General features: G+C 56.0%; 25 protein-coding genes. 15 read left to right on the top strand and 10 right to left on the bottom strand.

What is annotated here, in order from left to right:
* Window positions 1-28: 28 nt before the first annotated feature.
* Window positions 29-1,918: a PhoX family protein gene (locus tag ACR0BD_RS08960; protein WP_480830051.1), complete on the top strand. Its 1,890-nt coding sequence runs from the start codon at window positions 29-31 to the stop codon at window positions 1,916-1,918.
* Between the two features lie 51 nt (window positions 1,919-1,969).
* Here ACR0BD_RS08960 and ACR0BD_RS08955 read toward each other — a convergent pair whose 3' ends face one another.
* Window positions 1,970-2,533, bottom strand: coding sequence for a tetratricopeptide repeat protein (locus tag ACR0BD_RS08955; RefSeq protein ID WP_480830050.1), 564 nt, complete (start codon window positions 2,531-2,533; stop codon window positions 1,970-1,972).
* A 290-nt stretch (window positions 2,534-2,823) separates the two neighbouring features.
* On the opposite strand from ACR0BD_RS08955, the gene ACR0BD_RS08950 reads away from it, so the two are divergent.
* Window positions 2,824-3,567 (top strand): rhomboid family intramembrane serine protease, encoded by a 744-nt coding sequence (locus ACR0BD_RS08950; RefSeq protein WP_480830049.1) that lies wholly within the window; start codon window positions 2,824-2,826, stop codon window positions 3,565-3,567.
* Here ACR0BD_RS08950 and ACR0BD_RS08945 read toward each other — a convergent pair.
* Window positions 3,532-4,374, bottom strand: coding sequence for an IclR family transcriptional regulator (locus ACR0BD_RS08945; RefSeq protein ID WP_480830048.1), 843 nt, complete (start codon window positions 4,372-4,374; stop codon window positions 3,532-3,534). The genes ACR0BD_RS08950 and ACR0BD_RS08945 overlap by 36 nt on opposite strands.
* A gap of 186 nt (window positions 4,375-4,560) precedes the next feature.
* On the opposite strand from ACR0BD_RS08945, the gene bhcA reads away from it, so the two are divergent.
* Genes bhcA through bhcD form a run of 4 tightly spaced genes read left to right on the top strand, consistent with a single transcriptional unit; the run spans window position 4,561 to window position 8,908 of the window.
* On the top strand, window positions 4,561-5,751 hold the full coding sequence (gene bhcA / locus ACR0BD_RS08940) for an L-aspartate--glyoxylate aminotransferase BhcA (protein WP_480830047.1): 1,191 nt from the start codon (window positions 4,561-4,563) through the stop codon (window positions 5,749-5,751).
* 11 nt (window positions 5,752-5,762) lie between these two features.
* Window positions 5,763-6,734, top strand: a complete 972-nt coding sequence (gene bhcB / locus ACR0BD_RS08935) for a beta-hydroxyaspartate dehydratase BhcB (protein WP_480830046.1) — start codon at window positions 5,763-5,765, stop codon at window positions 6,732-6,734.
* A gap of 11 nt (window positions 6,735-6,745) precedes the next feature.
* Window positions 6,746-7,909 carry a 3-hydroxy-D-aspartate aldolase BhcC gene (gene bhcC / locus ACR0BD_RS08930; protein ID WP_480830045.1) on the top strand — a complete coding sequence of 388 codons (1,164 nt, stop codon included), beginning with the start codon at window positions 6,746-6,748 and terminating at the stop codon, window positions 7,907-7,909.
* A gap of 15 nt (window positions 7,910-7,924) precedes the next feature.
* Window positions 7,925-8,908, top strand: a complete 984-nt coding sequence (gene bhcD, locus ACR0BD_RS08925) for an iminosuccinate reductase BhcD (protein ID WP_480830044.1) — start codon at window positions 7,925-7,927, stop codon at window positions 8,906-8,908.
* Window positions 8,909-8,964: 56 nt separating this feature from the next.
* Here bhcD and ACR0BD_RS08920 read toward each other — a convergent pair whose 3' ends face one another.
* Window positions 8,965-9,750, bottom strand: coding sequence for an inositol monophosphatase family protein (locus tag ACR0BD_RS08920; protein ID WP_480830043.1), 786 nt, complete (start codon window positions 9,748-9,750; stop codon window positions 8,965-8,967).
* A gap of 96 nt (window positions 9,751-9,846) precedes the next feature.
* The gene (locus tag ACR0BD_RS08915) at window positions 9,847-10,752 is read right to left on the bottom strand and encodes a LysR family transcriptional regulator (protein ID WP_480696621.1); all 906 of its coding nucleotides are present in this window, start codon (window positions 10,750-10,752) and stop codon (window positions 9,847-9,849) included.
* 94 nt (window positions 10,753-10,846) lie between these two features.
* On the opposite strand from ACR0BD_RS08915, the gene metF reads away from it, so the two are divergent.
* Both metF and ACR0BD_RS08905 read left to right on the top strand, forming a co-directional pair.
* Complete coding sequence (metF, locus tag ACR0BD_RS08910; RefSeq protein WP_480696376.1) at window positions 10,847-11,713, top strand: methylenetetrahydrofolate reductase [NAD(P)H]; 867 nt, start codon at window positions 10,847-10,849, stop codon at window positions 11,711-11,713.
* Between the two features lie 171 nt (window positions 11,714-11,884).
* Window positions 11,885-12,547 carry a J domain-containing protein gene (locus tag ACR0BD_RS08905; RefSeq protein ID WP_480830042.1) on the top strand — a complete coding sequence of 221 codons (663 nt, stop codon included), beginning with the start codon at window positions 11,885-11,887 and terminating at the stop codon, window positions 12,545-12,547.
* Between the two features lie 59 nt (window positions 12,548-12,606).
* Here ACR0BD_RS08905 and ACR0BD_RS08900 read toward each other — a convergent pair whose 3' ends face one another.
* Window positions 12,607-13,125, bottom strand: a complete 519-nt coding sequence (locus tag ACR0BD_RS08900; protein WP_480696380.1) for a YHS domain-containing (seleno)protein — start codon at window positions 13,123-13,125, stop codon at window positions 12,607-12,609.
* A gap of 250 nt (window positions 13,126-13,375) precedes the next feature.
* On the opposite strand from ACR0BD_RS08900, the gene yghU reads away from it, so the two are divergent.
* Window positions 13,376-14,254 (top strand): glutathione-dependent disulfide-bond oxidoreductase, encoded by an 879-nt coding sequence (gene yghU, locus ACR0BD_RS08895; protein ID WP_480830041.1) that lies wholly within the window; start codon window positions 13,376-13,378, stop codon window positions 14,252-14,254.
* A gap of 37 nt (window positions 14,255-14,291) precedes the next feature.
* Here yghU and ACR0BD_RS08890 read toward each other — a convergent pair whose 3' ends face one another.
* Complete coding sequence (locus ACR0BD_RS08890) at window positions 14,292-15,080, bottom strand: SseB family protein (RefSeq protein WP_480830040.1); 789 nt, start codon at window positions 15,078-15,080, stop codon at window positions 14,292-14,294.
* Window positions 15,073-15,660 carry a uracil-DNA glycosylase family protein gene (locus ACR0BD_RS08885; RefSeq protein WP_480830038.1) on the bottom strand — a complete coding sequence of 196 codons (588 nt, stop codon included), beginning with the start codon at window positions 15,658-15,660 and terminating at the stop codon, window positions 15,073-15,075. Before ACR0BD_RS08885 ends, ACR0BD_RS08890 begins: the two co-directional genes overlap by 8 nt.
* A gap of 222 nt (window positions 15,661-15,882) precedes the next feature.
* Between ACR0BD_RS08885 and ACR0BD_RS08880 the strand changes: the two genes are divergently transcribed.
* From ACR0BD_RS08880 to ACR0BD_RS08865, 4 genes are read left to right on the top strand one after another with little or no spacing between them, the layout of a single operon-like run.
* Window positions 15,883-16,542: an ABC transporter ATP-binding protein gene (locus tag ACR0BD_RS08880; RefSeq protein WP_480696388.1), complete on the top strand. Its 660-nt coding sequence runs from the start codon at window positions 15,883-15,885 to the stop codon at window positions 16,540-16,542.
* On the top strand, window positions 16,520-18,094 hold the full coding sequence (locus ACR0BD_RS08875; protein ID WP_480830036.1) for a KpsE/RkpR family capsule polysaccharide export protein: 1,575 nt from the start codon (window positions 16,520-16,522) through the stop codon (window positions 18,092-18,094). The genes ACR0BD_RS08880 and ACR0BD_RS08875 overlap by 23 nt, the downstream gene beginning before the upstream one ends.
* A gap of 6 nt (window positions 18,095-18,100) precedes the next feature.
* The gene (kdsA, locus tag ACR0BD_RS08870; protein ID WP_480830034.1) at window positions 18,101-18,934 is read left to right on the top strand and encodes a 3-deoxy-8-phosphooctulonate synthase; all 834 of its coding nucleotides are present in this window, start codon (window positions 18,101-18,103) and stop codon (window positions 18,932-18,934) included.
* A 15-nt stretch (window positions 18,935-18,949) separates the two neighbouring features.
* Window positions 18,950-20,446 (top strand): phosphomannomutase/phosphoglucomutase, encoded by a 1,497-nt coding sequence (locus ACR0BD_RS08865; protein WP_480830033.1) that lies wholly within the window; start codon window positions 18,950-18,952, stop codon window positions 20,444-20,446.
* 26 nt (window positions 20,447-20,472) lie between these two features.
* Here ACR0BD_RS08865 and ACR0BD_RS08860 read toward each other — a convergent pair whose 3' ends face one another.
* Window positions 20,473-22,428, bottom strand: coding sequence for an AsmA family protein (locus ACR0BD_RS08860; RefSeq protein WP_480830032.1), 1,956 nt, complete (start codon window positions 22,426-22,428; stop codon window positions 20,473-20,475).
* Window positions 22,429-22,524: 96 nt separating this feature from the next.
* Here ACR0BD_RS08860 and rimO point away from each other — a divergent pair, with 96 nt between their 5' ends.
* Both rimO and ACR0BD_RS08850 read left to right on the top strand, forming a co-directional pair.
* Window positions 22,525-23,913 carry a 30S ribosomal protein S12 methylthiotransferase RimO gene (gene rimO / locus ACR0BD_RS08855; RefSeq protein ID WP_480830031.1) on the top strand — a complete coding sequence of 463 codons (1,389 nt, stop codon included), beginning with the start codon at window positions 22,525-22,527 and terminating at the stop codon, window positions 23,911-23,913.
* Window positions 23,914-24,019: 106 nt separating this feature from the next.
* Window positions 24,020-24,481, top strand: coding sequence for a hypothetical protein (locus tag ACR0BD_RS08850; RefSeq protein WP_480830030.1), 462 nt, complete (start codon window positions 24,020-24,022; stop codon window positions 24,479-24,481).
* Between the two features lie 5 nt (window positions 24,482-24,486).
* On the opposite strand, the gene ACR0BD_RS08845 is transcribed toward ACR0BD_RS08850, so the two are convergent.
* The gene (locus ACR0BD_RS08845; protein ID WP_480696401.1) at window positions 24,487-24,843 is read right to left on the bottom strand and encodes a diacylglycerol kinase; all 357 of its coding nucleotides are present in this window, start codon (window positions 24,841-24,843) and stop codon (window positions 24,487-24,489) included.
* 125 nt (window positions 24,844-24,968) lie between these two features.
* On the bottom strand, window positions 24,969-25,160 hold the full coding sequence (locus tag ACR0BD_RS08840) for a hypothetical protein (protein WP_480696403.1): 192 nt from the start codon (window positions 25,158-25,160) through the stop codon (window positions 24,969-24,971).
* Window positions 25,161-25,258: the final 98 nt, after the last annotated feature.

Raw genomic sequence — 25,258 nt, 5'->3', positions numbered from 1 at the left:
ACTTTCTTTTCATAGCCAGGAGCCATCCATGAAAGACGTCGACAACACCACACTTTCCGCTGACGACTGGGACGAGCTGCATTTCCCGCGTCCCGAAGAAAACGACTTTGACCGCGTGGTTGAAAGCGCTCTTTCCCGCCGTGGCTTCCTGAGCGGTGTGCTCGCCTTTGGTTCCGGTGCTGCAGTGATGGGCGCAGGCCTGCTGAACTCGACCTCGGCGCAAGCCGCTGAAGCGTCGCGCTTTGCCTTCAAGCCGATCCCGGCTCAGACCGATGGCACCGTACATGTGCCTGAAGGGTACGAGTGGAAGGTCATGATGCGCTGGGGTGATCCGCTGTTCTCGGACGCCGACGGTTATGACGTCGCAGACGGTGGTCCTGTCGATAAATCCGACCGTATCTTTGGTGAGAACACCGATGGCATGGAAACATTCTCGTTCCAGGGCCACGAGCTGATCGCGATCAACCATGAGTATCCGAACCGCAAGATCAACCTGCCCGCGTCGCAGGAAGGTGTTCCCGCCAGCGCCGGTGACGTCTTGAAGTTTCAAAACATTCAAGGTGTCACGGTCATGGAAATCACCGAAGGCCCCGACGGCTGGTCCGTAGTTAAGGACAGCCCGTTCAACCGCCGCATCCACCACAACACACCGATGAAAATCGTGGGTCCGGCTGCAGGCCATGACCTGCTGAAAACCGCCGCTGACCCAACCGGTACGTCTTCGCTGGGTACCATGAACAACTGTGGCGCTGGTAAAACGCCTTGGGGCACGTATCTGACCTGCGAAGAAAACTTCAACGGCTATTTCGGATCGTCTGACGAAAACGCAACCTACGAACAGGCCGTCGCAGACGGGTTCGCACGCTACGGCGTCAAAGCCGAAAGCTGGAACGGGTATGAGCTGTTCGATCCGCGTTTCGACACATCGAAAAACCCCAACGAGCCGCACCGTGCGGGCTGGATCGTTGAGATTGACCCGACCAAACCTGACAGCACCCCTGTCAAGCACACCGGTCTGGGTCGCTTCAAGCACGAAAATGCCGAAGTCACACTGGCAGCGGACGGTCGTGTCGTCGTTTACATGGGCGATGATGAGCGGGGCGAGTATCTGTACAAGTTCGTCTCGAACGGAACCTACCAACCGGGTGGCGAGACCGAGAGCCTGCTGAATGACGGCACATTGTTTGTGGCCAAGTTCAACGATGACGCGACCGGCGAGTGGCTGCCGCTGACGCCGGAAACAACGGGCATGGAAGATGCGGAAATCCGTATTTTCACGCGTATGGCTGCATCAAAGGCTGGCGGCACCACGATGGACCGTCCGGAATGGGTGGCCTCAAGCCCTGTCGCTGTCGAAGCGTATTGCTGCCTGACCAACAACAAGAACCGCGGTGTTAAGCCCAATGCAGGTGGTGACGATACGTCGGTCAACGCACCCAACCCGCGTGAGGCCAATAAGTATGGCCAGATCGTGCGCTGGCGCCCTGCCAATGACGACCACGCAGCCGAAGGTTTCGATTGGGACCTGTACGTGATGGCGGGCAACCCGACTGTTCATTCGGACGCCCGCGCAGGCTCGGCAAACGTGAACGAGGGCAACCTGTTCAACTCGCCCGACGGCATGGTGATCGATTCAACCGGCTTGGTTTGGATCCAGACCGATGGTGACGATGGAAACGAAGAAGACTTCGCCGGCAACGGTAACAACCAGATGCTGGTTGGCGATCCCGTCACCGGTGAGATCGTTCGTTTCATGACTGGCCCGAATGGCTGTGAGGTTACCGGTTTGGCGTGGTCCACAGACCTGCGCACCATGTTTGTCGGCATTCAGCATCCCGGCAGCAACTGGCCGGATGGCGGCACGCCGCGATCGGCCGTGATTGCAATCAAGCGCGCTGATAACGGCCTCGTTGGCTAACAACACAAATGAAACGCCCTCGGAACAGCTGTTTCGGGGGCGTTTTTCTATTCAGATATCCTCGCCCACTGGTGCCAAGGGCCCGCCCGGAGCCAACAGGTGTCGTTCCGACAACCAAGGGTTCAGCTCCAATGCCTCGCGCAACGTCTCGCGCGCCTCTTGGACACGTTTCAGCCCCAGCAAGGTAAGCGCGCGCCCACTGATTGCGGCAACGTGGTTCGGCGACAGCTCAATCGCCTTTTCCAGATCAGGCAAGGCCGCCTTAAAATCCTGTTGCAGGTAATAGGCAAAGGCGCGCTGGTTATACCCTTCGGCGTAAGACGGGCAGTACTCGATCAGCTTGTTGAAATCTTCGATCGCGCCCAAAAGATCCCACTGGCTACGACGCGTCATCCCGCGATCCAACACGGCCTGCGCGCTGTCATCGGGTGCATCGGTCCAGAGTTCCCATAATTGGTTGGACAACTCACGCGCGGCCTGTTCGTTTGCCGCTTGCTGAATCCGTTCGATCACGCCGCTTACGTCGGCACTGTGATCTGGCGCGGCAGGGCATTCTTCGGCCTGTACGGTTGTGGAAAAGGCAAGAAGAATGGCAGAGAAGACGATCTGTTTCATCGTCCAATGGTGACATCAGACTGTGCTTCGTCAACCCACCCGAGGTCAGTTCTTCTTGAGCACCTAGACATCCAGCGGATCGGATTTGCCCTCGGCGACCTGTCAATAAGCATCCAAAGCCTTGGGGCAGCAGCCCCATAAAACACGTGATAAACACGGTCTGCGGCTGGCTTTCCTTGCTTGAATTTCGCCAGATGAATTGAGGCGACAGACCCATTGATCAAACATTTTCAAAGAATTCAGTAAGGTCGTGGCTTGACCCTTCGGCTGGAAAAGACCAGCGTCCCCCCATGTTTCCGATCCGAGATCATAACCCTTCGGGGCGCACACCTTTTGTCGTCTATCTATTGATGGCAGCCAATATCGTGATCTTTCTGAGCTATGTCGGCGACATGGGCAATGAACGCATTATCAGTCAGTTGTATTCCAACTACGCGGTCATCCCCGCGCGCATTACCGAAGGGTTTTCATACGATACGCTTTTTACATCGATGTTCCTGCACGGAGGGTGGATGCATCTGGTGGGGAATATGCTGTTTCTATGGATTTTTGGCGACAATATGGAAGATGAGATGGGCCACGTCGGGTTCCTGCTTTTCTACATCTTGTCTGGGCTCGGCGCAGGCTTGATCCACGTCGTAACAGCACCAGCCTCGCTTGTGCCAACAATCGGCGCGTCTGGTGCAATCGCGGGCGTCATGGGCGGTTATCTGTTGATGTTCCCCAAAGCGCGCGTGGATATCCTACTAATCATCGTGGTCTATTTTCGCATCTTCACGATACCGGCGTTTATCATGCTAGGCGTTTGGTTGGGGATGCAGTTCCTAGGCAGCTTGTCCAGCAATCCCGACGAGGGTGGGGTCGCATATTGGGCCCATACCGGAGGCTTTTTGGTCGGTCTGGTGCTGTCTATCCCCTTATGGATTAGACGCGGCGGTATTCGATACTGGAACCGAACAGACGGCCACCCCCCGCACCCGGAACATCACTATAAGTTTTCACAATCCCGCATTCCGCGGATACCCCGGCGGTAATTCACCTCCGCTCAGCCGCGTTACGTCTTCTGCAGCGACCTGCACCAAAGCCCCCAACGCCTCCAAGCGCGCCGCGTCAAATCGAACGGTAGGGCCTGAAACCGATACTCCCGCGCAAGGCTCTGCGCGATCGTCAAAGATTGCAGCGCCGATGCAGGACATCCCCTCGTATCGTTCTTCGCAATCATGCGACCACCCCCGCGCGCGGGTCTGCTCAAGATCGTCCTCCAACCCTTTGCCCGGCACTTGGGTGTGTTTTGTAAACACGGTCGGTTCCGAATTCCCCAAAGCCTTGGCCAAAGCACCCTCAGACATGGCAGCGAGTATGGCTTTGCCTGTGCCAGACGCATACATCGGTGTCCGCGCCCCGGGCGGAAAGAAAGCCCTGATCGGGTTGGCCGTTTCCACCTGACCCACAAAGACCACTTCCGCACCATCCGGAACCGCCAGATTTGCCGTTTCGCCACTGTCCTGCATCAGCCGTCTAAGGATTGGACGCCCGATTTCTATCGCACTGTTTCGGCGCAGGAACGATGCGCCCGTCCGATAGGCCTCGACCCCGATCATCCATTCCTGGCGGTCGTCATCAAAACCGACAAACCCGTGCTTCTGTAATGTCATCAGAATGCGATGCGTCGTTGCTGTTGGCACTCCGACCTCGCGCGCGAGGTCGCTAAGCGCCGCCCTCTCGAGTTGCGCGACAGTGGTCAAAACGCCCAACGCCCTGTCCAGCGACTGCATCGTGCCGGCCGAGCTTTCCTTGAACAGCGACTTTGGCCTGCCCCGCGGCCTTTTTTGCTTTTCCATCTCCGCGACCTTTCAAACTCCTGATGTTTTTTTCGGTCGATTTTCCGACGCTCAAAACTGAAAAACGAAAAACCATTCGAAGTTAATTGGTTACATATTTTCTCATCAAAATGAAAATATTTTTCAAGAAAATTGCACAATAGCCTACAATCCTTGAAGCTGACCTCCAAAGCGGAGGAACAAGCAATGTCCAGCCAAAACCCGGTTTTCATTCCCGGTCCCACCAACATCCCCGACCGTCTGCGGTTGGCGATGCAGGTCCAGACCCAAGACCACCGTGCGCCTGATTTCGTCGACAAATTTGCACCTGTTCTGGAAGACACCAAAAAGGTTTTTGGCAGCAAAACTGGCCAGGTCATTACCTTCCCCGCCAGCGGCACCGGAGGGTGGGAGGCTGCGATCACCAACACGCTCAGCCCCGGCGATAAGGTTCTGGTCGCGCGATACGGGGTATTCAGTCACCGATGGATCGACCTTTGCGAAAGGCATGGGCTTGAGGTTCAGGTGATCGATTGCCGATGGGGCAGCGGCGCACCTGCTGAACAGTTTCAGGCCGTTTTGTCCGCAGACAAACGATATGACATTCGAGCGGTTCTGGTGACGCATAACGAAACGGCGACCGGGGTACGATCGGATATCGGTGCCGTAAGGGATGCTATAGATGGGGCAAACCACCCGGCGATGTTGTTTGTGGATTGCGTCAGCTCCCTTGCATCCATTCCTTTTGAATTTGATCGATGGGGCGTCGATGTTGCGGTATCGGGTTCGCAAAAAGGCTTCATGCTGGCCACGGGCATGGCCATCTTGTGCGTCAGTTCAAAAGCGTTGGACGCTGCTGCGTCGGCAAAATTGCCCCGCACCTATTTTGACTTCAAGGACATGATGGCCGCCAACGCGTCGGGCGGTTTCCCCTACACGCCGCCGCTACAGCTGATCTACGGCATGCGCGAAAGCCTGAAGATGCTGTTCGAGGAAGGGTTGGAGAACGTCTATGCCCGCCATCATCGTCTGGCCGAAGGCGTTCGGCGCGCGGTCAATGCATGGGGGCTGAAGCTGGTTGCGGATGGTCCGGATCTTTATTCGGATACAGTCAGTGCGATCTATGTCCCCGACGGATATGACAGCAATACCCTCACCGACCACGCCTTCAATGCCTATGGCGTATCTTTCGGCACTGGCTTGGGCCAATTGAACGGCAAGGCATTTCGGATCGGTCACCTTGGTAGCCTTACGGATGTGATGGTCTTGTCCGGCCTCAGCGCTATCGAGATGGCGATGGTCGATCTGAACTATCCCATTGATCTGGGCCGTGGTGTGGCCGCCGCCCAGAACTTCTATCGCACAGGCGCGCCCGGTCGCGATCAGGCGGCCGCCTGAGGAGTATGACCATGCTTGATCACATACCCGCAGCAGACTTGTCGGTTCAGGAACTGCACGCGGCTCATGCGCGGATCAAACCTCATATTCGGCGCACGCCTGTATTGACGTCCGACCACCTCAACGCCCTATGCGGTGCACAGCTGTTCTTTAAGTGTGAAAATTTACAGGAAGCCGGGGCGTTCAAAGTACGCGGTGCATGTAACGCCGTTTTCGGGCTGGATGATAGAAAGGCGGCCAAGGGTGTGTGCACTCATTCCAGTGGCAACCACGCGCTGTCCCTGTCTTATGCCGCAGGTCGCCGGGGTATTCCTTGCAACGTGGTTATGCCGCACTCAGCGCCCAAAGCCAAAAAGGATGCGGTACGCAGGTATGGCGGCACGATTACCGAATGTGATCCTTCGACCTCATCACGCGAAGCAACCTTTGCTAAGGTTCAAGCGCAAACTGGCGGCGAATTCATCCATCCATATAACGATCCACGTGTCATTGCCGGACAGGCCACCTGCTCGGCTGAATTGCTGGAACAAACCGGAGGCGTGGATGCGGTCATCGCGCCAATCGGTGGAGGCGGCATGATATCGGGCACATGCCTGACCGTATCGAACCTGGCCCCCGAGACAGCGATTTATGCAGCCGAGCCCGCGCAAGCCGATGATGCGTACCGGTCTTTCAAAGCGGGTCATATTGTTGCTGACGATGCGCCAAAAACGATCGCCGACGGGTTACTGGTACCCTTGAAGGAAAACACATGGCACTTTGTTTCCAGAAACGTGACGGACATTTTTACCGCTTCCGAGGAGGAAATCGTCGCCGCTATGAAACTGACATGGAAGCACCTGCGCATGGTGATCGAGCCCTCTTCGGCGGTGCCTCTGGCGACCATTCTGAAGAACCCTGAGGTGTTTCAAGGCAGACGTATTGGGGTGATCATCACAGGGGGCAATGTCGATTTGAATCGCCTGCCTTGGCTAACGGAATAAGGGAGAGTGACATGAACAAACCTGTGAATCTCGATAGTCTCGAGGTCGGCTTTGACATTCCAGCCTCGATCGGAATGAACGAAGCAGACATTCAGACGCCATGCCTGATCCTTGATCTGGATGCGCTGGAGCGGAACATAAAAAAGATGGGGGCTTACGCAAAAGAGCATGGGATGCGTCACCGCGTGCATGGCAAAATGCATAAATCTGTAGATGTCGCCAAATTGCAGGAAAGACTGGGCGGCGCTGTCGGCGTCTGTTGCCAAAAGGTGTCCGAGGCCGAGGTATTTGCCCGCGGTGGCATCAAAGACATCCTCGTGTCTAATCAGGTGCGCGATCCTTTGAAAATCGACCGTTTGGCCCGGCTGCCGAAACTGGGCGCGCGAACAATTGTCTGCGTGGATGATGTGGGCAACGTCGCCGACCTTTCAGAAGCCGCGGTGCGACACGGAACCGAACTGGAGGTTCTGGTCGAAATCGACTGCGGCGCCGGACGATGCGGCGTTTCAACGACCGAAGCTGTCATCGACATAGCCAAGGCTGTTCAGGCCGCTACGAACCTTAAATTCACGGGCCTTCAAGCGTATCAAGGCGCTATGCAGCATCTCGACACTTATACCGCGCGTAAGGACAAACTGGATAACGCAATCGCTATGGTCAAGGACGCTGTCGCAGGACTAAAGGCCGAGGGGATCACGTGCGAGCTGGTTTCGGGTGGTGGCACAGGGTCCTACTACTTTGAAAGTAATTCCCGCGTCTATAACGAGTTACAGTGCGGCTCTTACGCTTTCATGGATGCTGACTATGGGCGCATTCTGGATAAAGATGGTCAGCGCATCGATCAGGGCGAATGGGAAAACGCGCTTTTTATCCTGGCCAGTATCATGAGTCATACCAAGGCCGACAAAGCCATCTGCGACGCCGGGCTCAAGGTACAATCTGTCGATAGCGGTCTGCCTGTTGTCTTTGGGCGCCAGGATATCGAATACCTGAAATGCACGGACGAGCACGGCGTGATTGACGACCCGAATGGCGTATTGAAGATCAACGACAAACTGCGTTTGGTGCCCGGGCACTGTGATCCCACCTGCAACGTCCACGACTGGTATGTGGGTGTGCGCGGCGGCAAGGTCGAAACACTATGGCCCGTGTCAGCCCGTGGAAAGGCGTTCTAAACGATGGGGGATGCGATGACGACAGACGACAGCCTGCTGGTCGTGAACGAAGATCTGTGCGAAAAATTGGTTGACCGCAAGCAGGCTTTCGACGCCGTGCAAGCCGTATTCGCGGCAATGGCCACCGGAGGTGCGCGAAACTTCCCCGTCGTACGCGAGGCGCTGGGGCACGCAGACGCGCTCTATGGTTTCAAGTCTGGTTTTGACCGCGATGGTCAGGTTCTGGGCGTCAAGTCCGGCGGCTACTGGCCGGGGAACGTGAAACTAGGTCTGACCAATCACCAGTCGACCGTTTTCCTTTTTGACCCAGACACCGGGCGCCTGAAGGCCCTGGTCGCCGGAAATTACTTGACTGCCGTACGCACCGCAGCCTCTTCGGCTGTGTCGATTGCCCATCTGGCCCGCAAAGATGCCAAGGTTCTGGGTCTGGTCGGAGCCGGGCATCAATCGACGTTTCAACTGCGGGCCGCAGCAGAACAACGCGCCTTTGAAAAAGTTGTGGCTTGGAACCCCAGCCCGGACAAGCTGCCCCGCCTTGCCGCTGTTGCTGAAGAGATCGGATTGCCATTCCAGGCCGTCAGTCCGAAAGAACTGTGCGCCCAATCGGACGTAATTGTCACGATCACCTCAGCCCATGAGGCATTGCTGCAGAAGGATTGGATCAAACCGGGTACGCATCTGGCTTGCATGGGCACCGACACCAAGGGCAAACAGGAAGTGGATCCTGCACTGGTTGCTGCGGCCACGGTATTTACCGATGAGGTCGCACAATCGGTGACAATCGGTGAAGCGCAGCATGCCGTAAGCTCAGGTGCTTTGTCACAAGATGACATCCACCCTATCGGCGCGGTCATAAACAAAACTCATCCGGGACGCACATCCGAAGATCAGATCACATTGTTCGACGGAACCGGAGTGGGCCTGCAGGACCTCGCCGTTGCTTCGGTCGCGGCACGGTTGGCGGAAAAAGCCGGGCTTGCGCAGCGCGTGTCTCTTTAAAAAGAAAAAGCGCGCCTCAATCTGGGGCGCGCTTGGTCAGTGTATTCGAGCTTGAGTCAGCCCCGGATCACTTTGGAGAACTGATCAAAAATCGGCTCGTTCGAGCAGATGACTTCACCGTCTTCCAGGATACTGCCTTCGGGGTTCAACGCCTGAACCAAACCACCCGCTTCTTTCACGATAATGATGCCTGCGGCCACGTCCCATGCATTCAACCGGCGCTCCCAATACCCCTCGTAGCGTCCGGCTGCCACATAGGCCAGATCCAGCGCGGCAGAGCCCCAGCGGCGCACACCCGCACAAACCGGCATAATCCGCGCAAGGTCTTGCAGAGTTGCAGGCAGGTCAGAGCGGCCACCGAATGGAAGACCGGTGGCAAAGATCGACTCGATCATGCGGTGACGGCCAGACACACGAATACGAGTGTCGTTCATCCACGCGCCTTCACCTTTTTCGGCAAAGAACATCTCGTCCTTGGCGGCATCATAGATCACACCGGCAACGATCTTGCCCTTGTGTTCCAGCGCAATCGAAATCGCCCAATGCGGCAGGCCATGCAAGAAATTGGTCGTGCCGTCCAACGGGTCAACGATCCAACGGCGCGTCGGATCTTCGCCCGCGATTGTGCCGCCCTCTTCGGCCAGCCAACCGTAGGTCGGGCGTGCACCCAGCAGCTCTTCTTTCAGGATCGCCTCGGCCGCGATATCCGCCTTCGAGACAAAGTCGCCCGCGCCCTTCATCGACACCTGAAGGTTCTCGACTTCACGAAAATCCTTGACCAAAGAACGCCCCGCCTTGCGCGCGGCTTTGATCATGATGTTGAGGTTTGCACTGCCAACCATTGTCTAAAGGCTCCTGTCCGGTCAAACCGCGCGTATACTGATGCAATGCGCCCTTGCCAAGAGGCTTGATGCGCATAGCAGACCCGCGTTTTGCGCCTATTGCGCCTGAAGCTTGCGCGCCTCGGTCCCTGCCAGTTGGATCAACTCTTGCACATAGGGTTTTTCAAGGTCCTCAGTGCGTACTGCAGCGTAAAGACGACGCGTAATTCCGTCCTTGGTCAACGGGCGGGTTACATAGTCCGAGTTGTATTTGACCTCACGTACGACCCAATCCGGAAGGACGGATATTCCTCTGTTCGACGCGACAAGCAACAAGATCACGGCCGTCAGCTCCACCTGCCTTATGGCTGCAGGTTCAACCCTTGCTGGGATCAGCAGCTGGCTGAACACGTCCAGACGGGTGCGCTCGACCGGGTAGGTTATCAGGGTCTGACCACGGAAATCTTCTGCCTCAATGAACTCCTTTTGGGCCAAAGGATGGGCTGATGCAGCAACGAACACAGCGTCGTAATCGAAAAGCTCTATGAATTCGACACCGGGCAAGTCTTCGGGGTCAGAGGAAACCACCAGATCAACCTCTTCCTTTTGCAGCGCAGGCAATGCGTCGAAGGCCAGACCGGGACGGATATCGACATCCACATCGCCCCACGACTTGCGGAACGCCTCAAGTACGGGGAACAACCATTCAAAACAGGCGTGGCACTCGATTGCGATGTGCATCCGGCCCGTGCGGCCCTCGCGCAGCGAGGTGAATTCGTGTTGCGTCGCCTCTACCTGCGGCAGGATCTGTTCAGCCAGTCGCAAAAGGCGCAACCCGGCAGCCGAAAGTTTCATCGGTTTTGAGCGTCGCAGGAACAGTTCGACCCCGGCCTGATCTTCCAATCCCTTGATCTGATGACTCAGCGCGGATTGAGTGATGTTCAACTGGTCCGCCGCCCGCGCCAACCCGCCACATTCATGGATTGCCTTGATGGTGCGCAGATGTCTGAATTCAATATGCATTCCAATGTCGCTCATGTTGTTCTTGAGGAATATGAGTTTGTCTCACATACAGCAAACTGGCACAAGGGTCAGGTAAAGCACAGTTGAGGCCGTTATGACCAAGCCAGAGATTTCATTTGAGTTCTTTCCCCCACAAACGCTAGAGGCCTCGTTCCGCTTGTGGGATACGGTCCAAACGCTTGCTCCGCTGGACCCCCGTTTTGTGTCGGTTACCTACGGTGCCGGTGGCACGACCCGAGAGCTGACACGCGACGCAGTGGCCACGCTGCATAAGTCATCCGGTTTGCCGGTCGCCGCCCATCTGACATGCGTTGATGCGACACGCGCTGAAACACTGGAAATCGCAGATACGTTCGCGAAGGCTGGCGTTCGTGACATCGTGGCCCTGCGCGGTGACCCACCCAAGGGTCAGGACCGTTTTGTTCCTCATCCCGATGGTTTCACAAGTTCAGTTGAATTGATTTCCGCACTGGCTGAGACCGGGAAATTCAACATTCGGGTCGGCGCATACCCGGACATCCATCCCGAGGCACAGTGCGCACGCACGGATGTCGACTGGCTGAAGGCCAAACTGGATGCCGGTGCAGATGAAGCCTTGACCCAGTTCTTTTTCGAGGCCGAGACGTTCTTCCGTTTCCGCGATGCCTGCGCGAAAGCCGGGATAGATAAGCCCATCGTCCCCGGTATCTTGCCGATCGAGAACTGGAAGGGTGCGCGTAACTTCGCCAAACGCTGCGGCACGCGTATTCCAACTTGGGTTGAACAGGCGTTCGAAAAAGCGGTGCGGGATGATCGCGAAGATCTGTTGGCAACTGCGCTTTGCACCGAACTCTGCTCTGACTTGATCGAAGGCGGTGTGGACAAGCTGCACTTTTACACACTGAATCGGCCCGAGTTGACACGGGACGTTTGCTTTGCGCTTGGGATTACACCGAAAACCGAGTTGCAGAACGTCGCCTGATCAAAAGGTCGGTTTGACTACCGCCCCCCCCGTGCAAAGCCCAAACAACAAGACAATCGCCGGACCAAATCGGCGATTGTTTTCTTTTTTTGGTCAAAAAACTGCCTTATTTGACAAAATTCCACCCATTCAGACACTGGGATCAGTTGTTGTTTAGTGAGTGATTTGGGTATGGAACCTCTTGATAAAATCAAGGCGCGCGTGGACGCTCTGACCGCGCTTGGTCTGGATCAAAGCGCAAATTCGGATGATATCAGAAATGCTTGGCGCGAGATTGCCTTCAACGCCCACCCCGACCGCGCCGACAATGACTGCGACAGCTTTGTTCGCGCAAAGGACGCATATGACCTGCTGCGTCAGGAAGGGTTGACCGTCAAAGGTGCCATGCCCGGCAAACCCAAACGCCCAAAGCTGCGCAAACGTGTCATCAAGCTGAAAGACACTGATATTGAAGCCTGCCGTGCCCTGTTGGACCGCGCCCTTGGACATACACCTGATCTGGCACAGACGCCGCAGTCAGACAGTTCTGCCAGCCCAGAGGTGGATTCGGATCATATCCCGACAGCTATTGGATGTTTCGGTCGCAACCTGACCTATTTCGTTTCGTCCCCGGTATGCGAAGGGGCCAATCGGGTCGCGTTGCCAACGTCGATTTTGGCGGGCGTACGCAAAACCGAAACCGAAGTTCTCAGCTTTCAGTCAAAAAATGCCGGCGCGGGTGAGGTGATTGTGCCAGAGGCCATCATGGCCAAGAAATTCCCCGGTGCCAAAAGTGTCCGCATCCGTTTCGAGGCCGATCAAGAGCTGCAGAACGATTTCGAATTGGCCAGCTGACGGCTTAGCATAAAAAAACCCGGCTAAGTACAGCCGGGTTTTGTCTTAAAGGTCCGGAATTAGTTGGTGATCGGACCTTTCGAGGTAAACTTTGGGATCACTGCGGTCGATGCTTTTGCAGGCTCGATGCCCGGCCAGTTGCCTTCGGCCAGATTGATGTTGCCCGGGATGTCTTCTTCGAAGAAGCCAACAACAACGTCTGTGATGTTCAGATACAGCTTGTCGTCCACGATGCGCCACAGGTTGGGGTTCGCTGGAACCTTACCGCCGCGCGAAACGCCATAGGCGCAGTGGCCGTCATACTGAGGCGCATAGTAGGCGGGGTTTTCCAGAAACTTGTCACGGTTTGCAGCGCTCGAAAACGCCCAGGTCGCACCGTTATATTCAGCGGTGTAATCCGCCTTTCCGCGAACACCTTTGGGCTGGGCCTTACCAACAGGCGATTGGTCCAGATCGCGATAAGCGACAACATCATAGCCAGACACAGCAAATCCGGTGCCATCTACATACTGGTCCCCAGCAAAAGCAGGAACTGCAAAGGCCAGCGTTGCTGCAACAGTCAAGGCAAAGCGTTTCATATGGTCAATCCTCTTGATCCTCAGAGTTGAAAGGGTCGCCCGTCGTGCGGGGCTGATCAGAGGATAGGTGATTCCTGTGCTTTGGGCAGTCCCGCTCGCGGCGCTGTGACGTCGAATGAAGAAACGTGAGGCTAATCCCCCCGTTTGTTACAAAATGAACGGTACAACCGGGGTTGGACTCTGGGCTTTGCAATATTAGCTGTTGTCCCGGACGGACAATTCACCCGAACTTTGCTGAGAAAGGCAAGAAATGAGCGAGCAATCGACATATACGCCCCCTGCGGTCTGGACGTGGGACAGCCAGAATGGCGGGCAATTCGCCAATATCAATCGCCCTATCGCTGGCGCGACCCACGACAAGGATTTGCCGGTCGGGCGTCATCCAATGCAGTTGTATTCGCTGGCAACGCCAAACGGTGTGAAAGTCACGGTCATGCTCGAAGAGTTGTTGGCGTTGGGTCATGAAGGAGCTGAATACAACGCTTGGCTGATCAATATCGGTGAGGGGGATCAATTCAGCTCGGGCTTTGTTGGTGCCAACCCGAACTCAAAAATCCCGGCTTTGTGGGACCGTTCAGGCGACGACCCTGTCCGCGTGTTTGAAAGCGCCTCGATCCTGTTTCATCTGGCTGAGAAATTTGATGCGTTCCTGCCAAAATCTGGTCCCGAGCGGACTGAGGTGATGAACTGGGTCTTCTGGCAGATGGGCAGCGCGCCCTATCTTGGCGGCGGGTTTGGCCACTTCTACGCTTATGCGCCCGAAAAGTGGGAATACCCGATCAACAGGTTCACGATGGAAACCAAACGTCAGTTGGATGTGTTGGACCGCGAACTGGCCGAGAAGACCTACATCGCGGGTGAGGACTATACCATTGCCGATATGGCAATCTGGCCATGGTACGGCCAACTGGTGTTGGGTCGCCTTTATAGCGCGGCTGAGTTCCTGGACGTTGAATCCTACAAAAACGTCATGCGGTGGGCCAAGGCGATCGACGCACGCCGTGCTGTTCAGCGTGGCCGTATGGTCAACCGCTCCTTTGGTGAGAAGCACACACAATTGCATGAACGCCATGACGCGGGCGATTTTGACACCCGGACGCAGGACAAACTGGAAGCTGCGGCGGAATGATCACGGCAGGCTCCACAGCTAAGTCTGTGGGGCCCGCTTAGCGCAGCAGGGGTGGATTGTCCGGATCGCTACCGGGTGCAACGCGAGCAGTTTCCCGAACTTCCGGCTGAGGTAACTCAAACCGCAACCCAACCTTTGCCAAGGCCGCCGCGGCGGCATCATGCGCGGCAAAAAAACCGACATCCATTGCCCCCGCTTCGATCCCGGAAAATGTCAGTGCTTCTGAGGCGGCTTTTGCAAGGGCGGCCTCGGCCCCGTTGACTGTTCCTACAAAACCCAAAAGATGCCCGCTGCCCCCTTCGGATGTTCGTGTACTGACAAGGTAGGCAGATTGCGCCAAGCCGATGGCTGTCGCCAGCTTGGCATCCAGCGCCTTTAGCAAGTCCTCGGGCAAACCAACCGGCGGCAAAAACTCTGACAATTGTTGCTGCACTTCTTCAGGGGCGTGCTGCAGGGTCTCGGCCAGCCAATTCAACGCCTCAGATGGAACCAGCATCGACGAAGGCGCCACCTCTAGGTTCAGGCCCAGACCAATGCCCTGCCCCGCCAACATGTTTGAAAGAACGCGCCCGGACAAAGCCACATATGGCACAGGCCGATCGGCGAACTTAGCCAGCCGGTCCTCACGGTCAAAGGCCAGTACGAAACGCCCATCCGCGACATCGAACAGTTCGGGGGAGATGTTTTCATCGCGGGCTTCTTCGGTCAGCAACAGGAACAGCTCACTATCTGCCAGCCTTTCGAAAAACCTTAGCCGTGCAGCGTCATCCTGCGGGCTGGCCGCCATCTCGGCATATGCGGTGTCCAGCGCTGTCGTGTCAGTCATTCAGAACCTCTTGTACCCGCGCACGCAAAACCGGAAGGAGCTCAGCCTCGAACCACGGGTTTTTCTTCATCCATGCCGTATTGCGCCATGACGGATGAGGCAAGGCAAAGACCCGCGGCGCATGGTCCCGCCAATTTCGAACAGTCTCTGTGACAGAGCTCCGCGACTTGAGATGGTATTTGTGGGCATGCCCCCCGACCAGCACCGTCAACGGGACGGCACCCAGTGTTTGCATGACCTTATCGTGCCAAGTTTGGCCACAAATCGGCGGCGGCGGCAAATCTGCCTTACGGGCATCGTAGCCGGGAAAGCAAAACGCCATGGGAACAATCGAAACACGCGCGCGGTCGTAAAAGACCGCCTCATCCACACCCAGCCAATCCCGCAACCGATCGCCTGACGGGTCAGTAAACGGCCGGCCCGAGGCATGGACTTTCGCACCAGGCGCCTGCCCCGCGATTAAAAGAGGCGTATTTTTGCGAAACCAAACCACGGGGCGCGGCTCGTGCGCTGTTTCGGTGGCCGCAAACCTGGCGGCGCAAATGCGGCACGCCGCGATGTCTTTCTCGAGTGTATTCATGAGATCGCAAGGTTTCCTGACGCAAGCTGGTTGACGATCACAATCAAAGATAGTCAACGCGAACACGCGCGCCAATAGATGGAAAAGTCACATTGCCAACAGTGAGATAGGGAATGCATTGATCATCTGCTGCACTTTTCGACATAATGCAGCCAATATACACCGCTTGGGAATACGCCCTCTCATTCGGTGCAACAATAAAACAGTAGCAACAGGCCCTGAATGCTGGAATTCGAGAACGTCAGTAAGTCTTTCTGGACCGGGACTCGCCGTAAGGTGATCCTGGACAGCGTCTCGTTCCGGGTTGAGCTGGGTAAATCCGTGGGAATTCTCGCACCCAATGGGACTGGAAAAACCACGCTTATCAATATGATGGCAGGTCTTGAGAAACCCGATGAAGGGGTGATCAGAAAATCCTGCAGGGTCTCTTTTCCGATGGGCTTTACCGGCGGTGTTTCAAACAAAGTGTCGGCGTTGGAAAACGCGCGATACATCGCAAAGATTTACGGCATGGACCCCGACTATGTCGAAGCCTACTGCAAGTGGTTGTGCAATTTGGGGGAATATTTTGATCAACCCATGGCAACCTATTCCTCCGGGATGCGGGCACGGTTTACTTTTGCGCTGATGCTGGCTCTGGACTTCGACATGTACCTGATTGATGAGGGGATGCCCGCCACAACCGATGCCGAATTCAACAGAAAAGCCGGTGACATCCTTCAGGAAAGACTGCGAACAACCACTCTGGTGATCGTGTCGCACAGCCCGTCGGTTTTGGAAAAGTTCGCGCGTCAGGCCGCCGTGCTTGTCGATGGCCAGCTACACATGTTTGATACCTTGGAAGAGGCAAAGCAGCTATATGACTACCAAACCCAAGGCTAGCATCTACAACCTGCGTCGAAAGCGCAAAGGCGCGGGCTCTGCTGGGGACCGCGCGGATGCAATCTCGCGCATCCGCAAGGCAACGCAATCCCCGGCGGCAGCCAATGAACCGCAGGCCAATACCGAGATCGAAGACATCAAACGCGAAGGCTTGACCGGCAGGCAGCTGCGCGTTGCCCGGCGACTGGCGCAGAAAAACGGCCTCGATGCGACCTCGGATTACGACGCGGTCCGTTTGTTGCGGCAAAAAGGGATCGACCCGTTCGAGCGCGCCAACCTGCTGGACCTTGCAGCCGAGAAAAAGCGCGTGGAAGAGGAAGCAAAGGACAAAGTGACAATACAGCTACCTCAGGCATTTGCAGAAGCACCGCAGAACCTGCCCGGCCCGGAAATGTCTCCGGCAGAGCGGCGCGCGTTCGAGATCGGTGAGATGCAGCGCGACATTGCGCGTCGGCGCAGAAGAAAGCTGCTTGCGCTTTTTGCCAGACTTGCCGCATTCGTCCTGCTGCCGACATTGATCGTCGGAGTTTACTTTTATCGATATGCAACGCCGATGTACGCCAGCGACTCGGCATTTTCCATTCTTCAAGCGGATGGCGGGGGCGCGTCTTTTGGTGGTTTCCTTGCAGGGACACAGTACGCCACGGCGCAGGATTCCGTTGCGACACAAGAGTTTCTGGAATCCAAGGATGCCCTGATCCGTCTTAATCAGGACATGGGTTTCGCCGAGATCTTCAAGCAAGATTGGATCGACCCGATCCAACGCTTGTCACCAGATGCGAGCCTTGAGGAAACTTATAAGCTTTACAAACGGATGGTCGTCATCGGCTATGATCCAAGTGATGGTATTATCCGTATGGAAGTGTCTGCACCTGACCCGGAACTGGCCGTCGGATTATCAAACCGTCTGTTGTCCTATGCGGAACAAACGATCAACGGTCTGACTGAATTGAAGCGCGAAGATCAGATGCGCGATGCCGTCGCCAGCTTTGAAATGGCGCAGGAAGCCCGCCGGCAAGCCCAAGAAGACCTGATCGAACTGCAGTTGCAAGGCGCCCTTCTGGACCCGGAAAACGTTCTGGCAGGCCTGCGTGCGCGCATCAATAACATTGAACTTCAGATGCAGGATAAAGAGCTGCAATTGGCTGCTCTGCTGGACAACTTGCGCCCAAACCAGGCCAAGGTCGATGGTGTTCGCGCCGATATTCAGCGCCTGGAAGTCGTGCTGGATGAACTTAATGCCGAGATGCTTGATGCCTCTGCTGGCGAGAATTCGCTGGCGCGGCTGAGCCTGCGCATCCAGACAGCGCAAGCTGATTTGGTCGCCCGCGATGCAATGTTGCAAACCGCAATGGAGCAAATGGAAACGACCCGGACAGAAGCCAACAGAAAAGTGCGCTATCTGACTGTTTCAGTTAACCCTGTGCCAAGTCAGGATCCGACCTATCCGCGTAAATTCGAAAATACGATTTTGGCATTCCTGTTGTTTGCTGGTATCTACCTGTTGATCTCGCTTACCGCGTCGGTCCTTCGTGAACAGGTATCCTCGTAAGACAACATGAAACATGTAAAAATCTCCGATCTCACGGTCGGCAATGATCTGCCTCTAACGATCATCGCCGGCCCCTGCCAGCTTGAAACGGCCGATCATGCCCAAATGATCGCAGGCAAAATGAAAGAGGCCTGTGATGCAGTGGGCGCGCAATACGTCTTCAAAGCCTCCTACGACAAGGCGAACCGAACATCATTGTCCGGGAAAAGGGGCATGGGGATTGATGCCGGGCTGAAGGTTCTGGATGACATTCGCAAAACGATGGGCATTCCCGTTCTGACGGATGTTCACACCGAAGCGCAATGTGCCGTGGCAGCCGCGGCGGTGGACGTGCTGCAAATCCCAGCCTTCCTGTGTCGGCAAACCGATATGCTGCTGGCCGCGGGTAATACGGGCGCGGTCATCAACGTCAAAAAAGGACAGTTCCTTGCGCCATGGGAAATGCCCAATATTGTCACGAAAATCGAAAGCACCGGAAACCAGAACATCCTGCTGACCGAACGCGGCACATCCTTTGGCTATAACACGCTGGTCGCCGATATGCGGTCGTTGCCGCAGATGGCACAGACAGGCTATCCGGTTGTCATGGATGCAACGCATTCGGTGCAACAGCCCGGTGGTCAGGGGGGCTCGTCCGGGGGGCAGCGCGAGTTCGCACCCGTCATGGCACGCGCAGCGGTGGCGATTGGCGCAGCAGCCCTCTTCATCGAAACGCACCAAGACCCGGATAACGCTCCTTCTGACGGGCCAAACATGATCCACCTCGATCAAATGCCTAAACTCATTGATACCTTGATGCGGTTTGATACGCTTGCCAAAGAGAACCCGATTCAGATTTAACGATTGAGATTTGTGATGACCAAACCCTTGCCTGAGGTGACACCCAACACCTGGAGCTTTTTGCGCGACCCCATGATCAAACCCACGGGTTTTCGCGAATACGATGCACGCTGGAAGTATCCAGAAGAGATCAATCTACCGGGCATGACAGCGCTTGGGCTGGGTTTGGGCACGCAAATGCGTGGGCGCGGGATCGCCCCGATCATCGCGGTAGGCAACGATTATCGCGACTATTCTCTGGCCATCAAAAACGCACTGATCCTGGGTCTGATGCAAGCTGGCATTCAGGTTAAGGATATCGGCCCGGCACTTAGCCCCATGGCCTATTTCGCCCAGTTCCATCTGGATGTTCCGGCGGTGGCAATGGTGACTGCCAGTCACAATCCCAACGGGTGGACCGGGGTCAAGATGGGGTTTGATCGCCCGCTGACCCACGGCCCCGATGAAATGTCCGAATTGCGCGACATTGTCCTGAACGGGGAAGGACGCGCGCATGAAGGCGGCTCTTATGAGTTCGTTGATGGCGTCAAGGAAGCCTATATCGACGATCTGGTTGGCGATTTCAAAATGTCCCGCCCGCTGAAAGTGGTGTGCGCAACCGGAAACGGTACGGCCTCGGCCTTTGCGCCTGAAGTGTTCGCGCGTATGGGGGTCGAAGTGGTGCCCAGCCACAACCAACTCGACTATACGTTTCCCCATTACAACCCCAACCCCGAAGCCATGGAAATGCTGCACGACATGGCCGACAGCGTAAAATCCAGCGGTGCCGATCTGGCCCTTGGCTTTGACGGTGATGGCGACCGATGCGGTGTTGTCGATGATGAAGGCGAAGAGATTTTCGCAGACAAAGTCGGCGTCATAATGGCCCGTGATCTGGCGAAACTGTATCCCAATTCAACATTCGTGGCGGATGTGAAATCGACCGGCTTGTTTGCCAGCGACCCCGAGTTGCAGGCCCGTGGGGTCAAGGCCGATTATTGGAAGACCGGGCACAGCCACATGAAACGCCGCGTCAAGGAAATCAACGCCTTGGCCGGGTTCGAAAAATCGGGCCATTACTTTCTGGCTGAACCGATTGGCCGCGGCTATGACTGCGGCATGCGTGTGGCCGTCGAAATCTGCAAGCTGATGGATCGCAACCCGGATCAAAGCATGTCGGATTTGCGAAAGGCGCTACCGAAAACATGGTCAACTCCGACGATGTCCCCTTACGCTGCCGACACCGAAAAGTACGACATCCTAGAACGATTGGTCGAAAAACTGGTGGCCAAGTCAGAGGCCGGAGAAACCTTTGCCGGCCGCGCGATCAAAGAAGTGGTCACCGTAAACGGCGCTCGGGTCATTCTGGATAACGGCAGCTGGGGCCTGGTTCGCGCGTCTTCTAATACGCCCAACCTTGTTGTCGTCTGCGAAAGCAGCGATAGCGAAGAGGAAATGCGCTCGATTTTCGCTGATATCGACGCTGTTATCCGAACTGAGCCCGGCGTCGGCGACTACGACCAAACAATCTGAATTGAAGGGGCGGTTAGCCGCCCCGCTCAATTCCCGCCAAGTAGTTTCAGCAGACCTTTCTTGGCCTCTTCCTCAAGCTTGTTTTTCAAGGCATCTTCCAGCGTTTCGCTGTCCGTTACAGCGGTGCCCAGCTCATTACCGACCTTTTCAAGCACCTTTTGCTTTGCATCGTCTTCGAGTTCTTTGATTTTGCCTTCCGCGGCAGCCTCAATAACTTTACTTAAGTCTGGCTTGATCGACGGGTTGGCCCACGGGCCCACGATCCGCACTGGTACAGACAGGCCCTGTCCGGAATTTGCCCGCAGGGCTGTTGGGGTAAACAGGTAATCAATGTCACGGGCACCGATGCCTACCCGCCCCGCGCCATCGGCGCGGAAATTGTCCAGAGACATAAGTAAGTCATCATTCCTGAGCACGCCCTGATCAATCGTGTAACTGGCGGCAAGGCTGTTGAATACCGTCGTGCCGCCAGACGCCGTGTTGCGCCCCATCAAACGGTCCAGGTCAAAACCACCTATTACACCTGACCCAACATCGATACGCCCCTTGCCGCTGAGCGAACGCATGATCTGATCCTCTGTCTGACCCACCCCCAGAAACTCAAACGATCCGGTTCCAGTGCCCGAAAGCCGGTCGACGTCAGCAAGCGTCGAAAGCGCCTGTTTGATATCAATTCCGTCAGCCGTCAGATTACCGCCAACGGACAGGCCATTGCGATTATTGGCAACCACTTGCCCGGTGAGTTGCCCGGAAAACAAAGTGGCGGGGTTCATCTGCAGGACCGCACGAGACCGGTCCAGATTCAGCGTCAGATCACTTGGCCCTAAGGTCAGACCGGGAACAGCAATGGACTTTGCTTTCAGGCGAATATTGCCGTTTGCTAAAGCCAAGGCTGAGGCATCTATTGGCTCGGTCGACCAGCCTGCGTTGGTGTCTGCAGGTGTACCTGTTCCGCTTCCGCTCGCCTCTGTGGCCGCGTTGTAACGTGACAAATCCAGATCGCCGCCATCCAAGCGCGCTGTAATCTGTGGCGGATCCGAGATGAGTATATCCGCCTCTCCTGTGATCCGGTTGTGGTCCAGCTTCGCGTCCATATCGCGCATCGCGATACGACCGTCTTGCGTATAGGTCATGTGTCCCGCGACATCCGCCTTGCGGCCCAACCCCAATGGTACGCCCACCCCTGCCTGACCGAAGGCGGCCAGCATTCGCTCGGTGTCGCTGGTTTGCACATCCAGCTTGCCGTCCATCTCGCCAGCCAGATTTACACGACCGCCAAACGCCACCTCGCCCCCCGGCGCAACCAACTTGATCTCGATCGGTGTGACGGCGCCTGTTGCATAGGCGGGCAGGTCTGGAATTTTCAGATCAACATCCACCTGTCCCCCGGGCACGCCCATTTGCGCGTCCAGTACAAGCGGTGCGCTCGGGTCAGGCCAGCTGGCTGATAAATCGACATCCGAGAAATCGAACTTCACTGCGCCGTTTTCAACATAAACCAACCGAGCATTCGTTAATTGCAACCGGTCCAGCGTCACCGTTCCTGACGGAGAAGACGTGGATGCAGTATTGCTGGTCCCGTTCGACGTCGCCGATGACACTGTGTCGAATTCCCAGTTTCCGCGCCCATCTGATAGCTCAAGCCGTAGGGTCGGGTTGTCCGCGATGATCCGTTGGATACGCAGATCGCCCGACATGAGCGCAGCCGCGTCGACCCCCACCGCCAAATTCTCTGCACTCAGCATGGGTTGCGATCCGGCCCAAGGCGCGTTTCCAAAGGTAACCGCCCCTGTCTCCATCCCGAGAACCGGCCAAAAGGACAGCCGCACATCGCCCGACAGGTTCAGATCCCGCCCGGTTTGCGATTTCACCTGCTCGGCCAGAATTGTCGCCAGCTTGTCACCCGGCATCAGCAATAAAGCACCGACCATCAGCCCGATGGCGACCACGAATAAGAAAAGAATGCGCAAAAGCCATTTCATTTTTTCTGCTCTCCGCCTTTTGGCATGCGTTTAAATGATCATTCAAAGCTTCGACCGCGTTTGCAAGGGGAAGCGTTCCCGATTATATGCCCCGCCATGACAACAAACCCGCCGAACCTCCGCCCCGACCTGGCACCTGCAGCCCGGATCACTGATACGCCCCGCGCGAACCAGCCAACTATTGGCATGGTATCCTTGGGATGCCCAAAGGCTTTGGTGGACAGCGAACGCATCCTGACCCGCCTGCGTGCTGAAGGGTACGGGATTTCGCCCGATTATTCAGGTGCAGATGCCGTTATCGTGAATACCTGCGGGTTTCTGGACAGCGCCAAGGCCGAGTCGCTGGACGCCATCGGCGAAGCCCTTGTTGAAAACGGCAAGGTCATCGTCACAGGTTGTCTTGGCGCAGAGCCCGAGTACATCCGCGAACACCATCCCCGCATCATGGCCGTTACCGGGCCCCATCAGTACGAACACGTTCTGGATGCGGTGCATAAGGCGGTTCCGCCTGACCCTGACCCGTTTGTCGATCTTTTGCCCGCCGCCAGCGTGCAGCTTACCCCGCGACACTACAGTTACCTCAAGATTTCAGAGGGCTGTAACCACAAGTGCAAGTTCTGCATCATCCCCGATATGCGTGGCAAGCTGGCAAGTCGCCCAGCCCATGCGGTGCTGCGCGAGGCGGAAAAGCTGGTCGACAACGGTGTGCGAGAACTGCTGGTGATTTCCCAGGATACCTCAGCCTACGGGTTGGACCGAAAATATGACGTGAACCCGTGGAAAGATCGCGAGGTACGCAGCCATATCACCGATCTGGCCCGAGAATTGGGGCAGTTGGATGCTTGGGTGCGCCTGCATTATGTCTATCCCTACCCACATGTACGCGATCTGATCCCTTTGATGGCAGATGCCGGTTGCAATGTGCTGCCCTACTTGGACATCCCATTTCAACACGCCCACCCGGACGTTCTGCGGCGCATGGCCCGTCCGGCCGCCGCGGCAAAAACTTTGGACGAAATCGCAGCATGGCGGGCGATCTGCCCTGACATCACGCTGCGTTCTACTTTTATCGTTGGATACCCGGGTGAAACCGAAGCTGAATTCCAGACCCTTCTGGATTGGATGGACGAGGCGCAATTGGATCGGGTTGGGTGTTTCCAATATGAAAATGTGGACGGGGCGCGCTCGAACGATTTGCCGGACCACGTTCCTGCCGATGTCAAACAAGACCGCTGGAATCGGTTCATGGAGAAAGCACTGGCGATTTCCGAGGCCAAACTGGAAGCCAAGGTCGGTAATGTCGTCGAAGTGATCGTGGACGAAGTCGATGACGAAGCCGCCACCTGCCGAACCAAGTCAGATGCGCCGGAAATAGACGGAAACCTTTTCATTGACGAAGGTTTTCAAGATCTTAAGCCCGGTGACATTGTTTCTGTCGAAGTCGACGAGGCTGGTGAATACGATCTTTGGGGCAAGCGCACATAGGCCCCAATCACCCGAAATAGTCCAAGCGTGAGTCAAGTTTATTGGCGAAAGCGCATCTTTGTACCAAGATTAGACGGGAACCAAACTCGCATGAAGGAGGGTTACCATGACTGATCTACGTTCTTTCGCGCTGAAATGCGCGGCCGCGGTTCTTGTCGCTCAGCTTTTCGCAGTGCCCGCCACTGCAGATGTCATTAAGTCCAGCTCAGGACATGTTAAGGTGGTTGGCGTCCATTCTTTTGGCATCCCCCACAAGGCCAAACCTCATGTGCGCAAGCACTATATCGCGCCCAAAGCGCACAAGGTTGCACCTAAAGAGCATGAGCCTGGCTTCAAAGCCAAACCTGACCACGTTGAACCCGTGAAGTTCAAAAAGAAGTACCACTCAAAATTCAAAGGGTACCCAAAGTACAAAGGCTATTCAAAGTACAAGGGTTACTCAAAGTACAAAGGGTACTCGAAATACAAGGGCTTCAAGAAAAGCCATCACGGGTTTTCTTCGCCAAAACGACGCAGCTTTAAGCACCATAGGTCTCATCGCGGATTTGTAAAATTTAAGATCAAGTAAGCCGCTCAGATCAAAGCGATCAGACCAAAAACCCATGCTACACCAGCAGAAATCGCCGTCAGCGCAACAGCCGCGCTGGCGGCGTCTTTTGCTTGTCCGGCAAGAACATTGTGTTCCGTCGAGGTGTGATCGACCGCGCGTTCGATCGCCGTATTAAACAGCTCGGCCACCAGTACCAAAATACCCAAGACAATGATCAGCACTCGCAAGCTGCCTGGCAGTGGAAGGATCAGCGCCAAAGCGACCGAAACGAGGTTGGCCCAGCCCCAAACGCGAAAAGAGTATTCGTCGCGCCATGTCGCGGCCAGCCCTTGCCAGCTCCAAACTGTACGATCCTTTAGGCGGGTCAGAAAATTTCGCATGGTCCCTCTGCGCAAAGCTAGAGCAGACAGAAACCCGATCCGGGTTCGGCAGGCAAGAAAAAACCGCCCAAAGGGCGGTTGATCGATGGATGCGGGTGGCCTGCAACCGGCCACCCGCGGAAAATTTATTCTACAACGACGGGGTTACAGACCGTCTGCCCAGCTTCTGTCGTGGCCAGAACTGTACCATCCGGACAGCTCGGGTTGCCGACCTTGTCATATTCCGGAGTAATGAAAACAGGAGTCGGCTCTTCCTGCTGAGAGCACGCACCAAGAACAAGAGCGATTGCACCAACGGCTGCAAATTTGAGTTTCATGTCCGTCTTTCCTTTATTAATTTTCTGATATTGCCCAGAAATTCGGGGCTAGTCTCAAAATACGACTTCGGCGGAAGCAATGCAATAAAGCTGATCAC

This window comes from Ruegeria sp. G5 (genome assembly GCF_056533365.1).
This window is presented reverse-complemented; position numbering and strand designations above follow the sequence as displayed.

Coding starts and splice junctions, on each gene's coding strand:
- ACR0BD_RS08880 (WP_480696388.1), top strand. CDS start 15,883: ATGCTGGAATTCGAGAACGTCAGTAAGTCTTTCTGGACCGGGACTCGC.
- metF (WP_480696376.1), top strand. CDS start 10,847: ATGACCAAGCCAGAGATTTCATTTGAGTTCTTTCCCCCACAAACGCTA.
- ACR0BD_RS08865 (WP_480830033.1), top strand. CDS start 18,950: ATGACCAAACCCTTGCCTGAGGTGACACCCAACACCTGGAGCTTTTTG.
- ACR0BD_RS08915 (WP_480696621.1), bottom strand. CDS start 10,752: ATGCATATTGAATTCAGACATCTGCGCACCATCAAGGCAATCCATGAA.
- kdsA (WP_480830034.1), top strand. CDS start 18,101: ATGAAACATGTAAAAATCTCCGATCTCACGGTCGGCAATGATCTGCCT.
- ACR0BD_RS08920 (WP_480830043.1), bottom strand. CDS start 9,750: ATGGTTGGCAGTGCAAACCTCAACATCATGATCAAAGCCGCGCGCAAG.
- ACR0BD_RS08860 (WP_480830032.1), bottom strand. CDS start 22,428: ATGAAATGGCTTTTGCGCATTCTTTTCTTATTCGTGGTCGCCATCGGG.
- ACR0BD_RS08875 (WP_480830036.1), top strand. CDS start 16,520: ATGACTACCAAACCCAAGGCTAGCATCTACAACCTGCGTCGAAAGCGC.
- ACR0BD_RS08845 (WP_480696401.1), bottom strand. CDS start 24,843: ATGCGAAATTTTCTGACCCGCCTAAAGGATCGTACAGTTTGGAGCTGG.
- ACR0BD_RS08850 (WP_480830030.1), top strand. CDS start 24,020: ATGACTGATCTACGTTCTTTCGCGCTGAAATGCGCGGCCGCGGTTCTT.
- ACR0BD_RS08945 (WP_480830048.1), bottom strand. CDS start 4,374: ATGGAAAAGCAAAAAAGGCCGCGGGGCAGGCCAAAGTCGCTGTTCAAG.
- ACR0BD_RS08890 (WP_480830040.1), bottom strand. CDS start 15,080: ATGACTGACACGACAGCGCTGGACACCGCATATGCCGAGATGGCGGCC.
- rimO (WP_480830031.1), top strand. CDS start 22,525: ATGACAACAAACCCGCCGAACCTCCGCCCCGACCTGGCACCTGCAGCC.
- bhcB (WP_480830046.1), top strand. CDS start 5,763: ATGCTTGATCACATACCCGCAGCAGACTTGTCGGTTCAGGAACTGCAC.
- bhcD (WP_480830044.1), top strand. CDS start 7,925: ATGACGACAGACGACAGCCTGCTGGTCGTGAACGAAGATCTGTGCGAA.
- ACR0BD_RS08950 (WP_480830049.1), top strand. CDS start 2,824: ATGTTTCCGATCCGAGATCATAACCCTTCGGGGCGCACACCTTTTGTC.
- bhcA (WP_480830047.1), top strand. CDS start 4,561: ATGTCCAGCCAAAACCCGGTTTTCATTCCCGGTCCCACCAACATCCCC.
- ACR0BD_RS08900 (WP_480696380.1), bottom strand. CDS start 13,125: ATGAAACGCTTTGCCTTGACTGTTGCAGCAACGCTGGCCTTTGCAGTT.
- ACR0BD_RS08840 (WP_480696403.1), bottom strand. CDS start 25,160: ATGAAACTCAAATTTGCAGCCGTTGGTGCAATCGCTCTTGTTCTTGGT.
- ACR0BD_RS08885 (WP_480830038.1), bottom strand. CDS start 15,660: ATGAATACACTCGAGAAAGACATCGCGGCGTGCCGCATTTGCGCCGCC.
- ACR0BD_RS08960 (WP_480830051.1), top strand. CDS start 29: ATGAAAGACGTCGACAACACCACACTTTCCGCTGACGACTGGGACGAG.
- ACR0BD_RS08905 (WP_480830042.1), top strand. CDS start 11,885: ATGGAACCTCTTGATAAAATCAAGGCGCGCGTGGACGCTCTGACCGCG.
- ACR0BD_RS08955 (WP_480830050.1), bottom strand. CDS start 2,533: ATGAAACAGATCGTCTTCTCTGCCATTCTTCTTGCCTTTTCCACAACC.
- bhcC (WP_480830045.1), top strand. CDS start 6,746: ATGAACAAACCTGTGAATCTCGATAGTCTCGAGGTCGGCTTTGACATT.
- yghU (WP_480830041.1), top strand. CDS start 13,376: ATGAGCGAGCAATCGACATATACGCCCCCTGCGGTCTGGACGTGGGAC.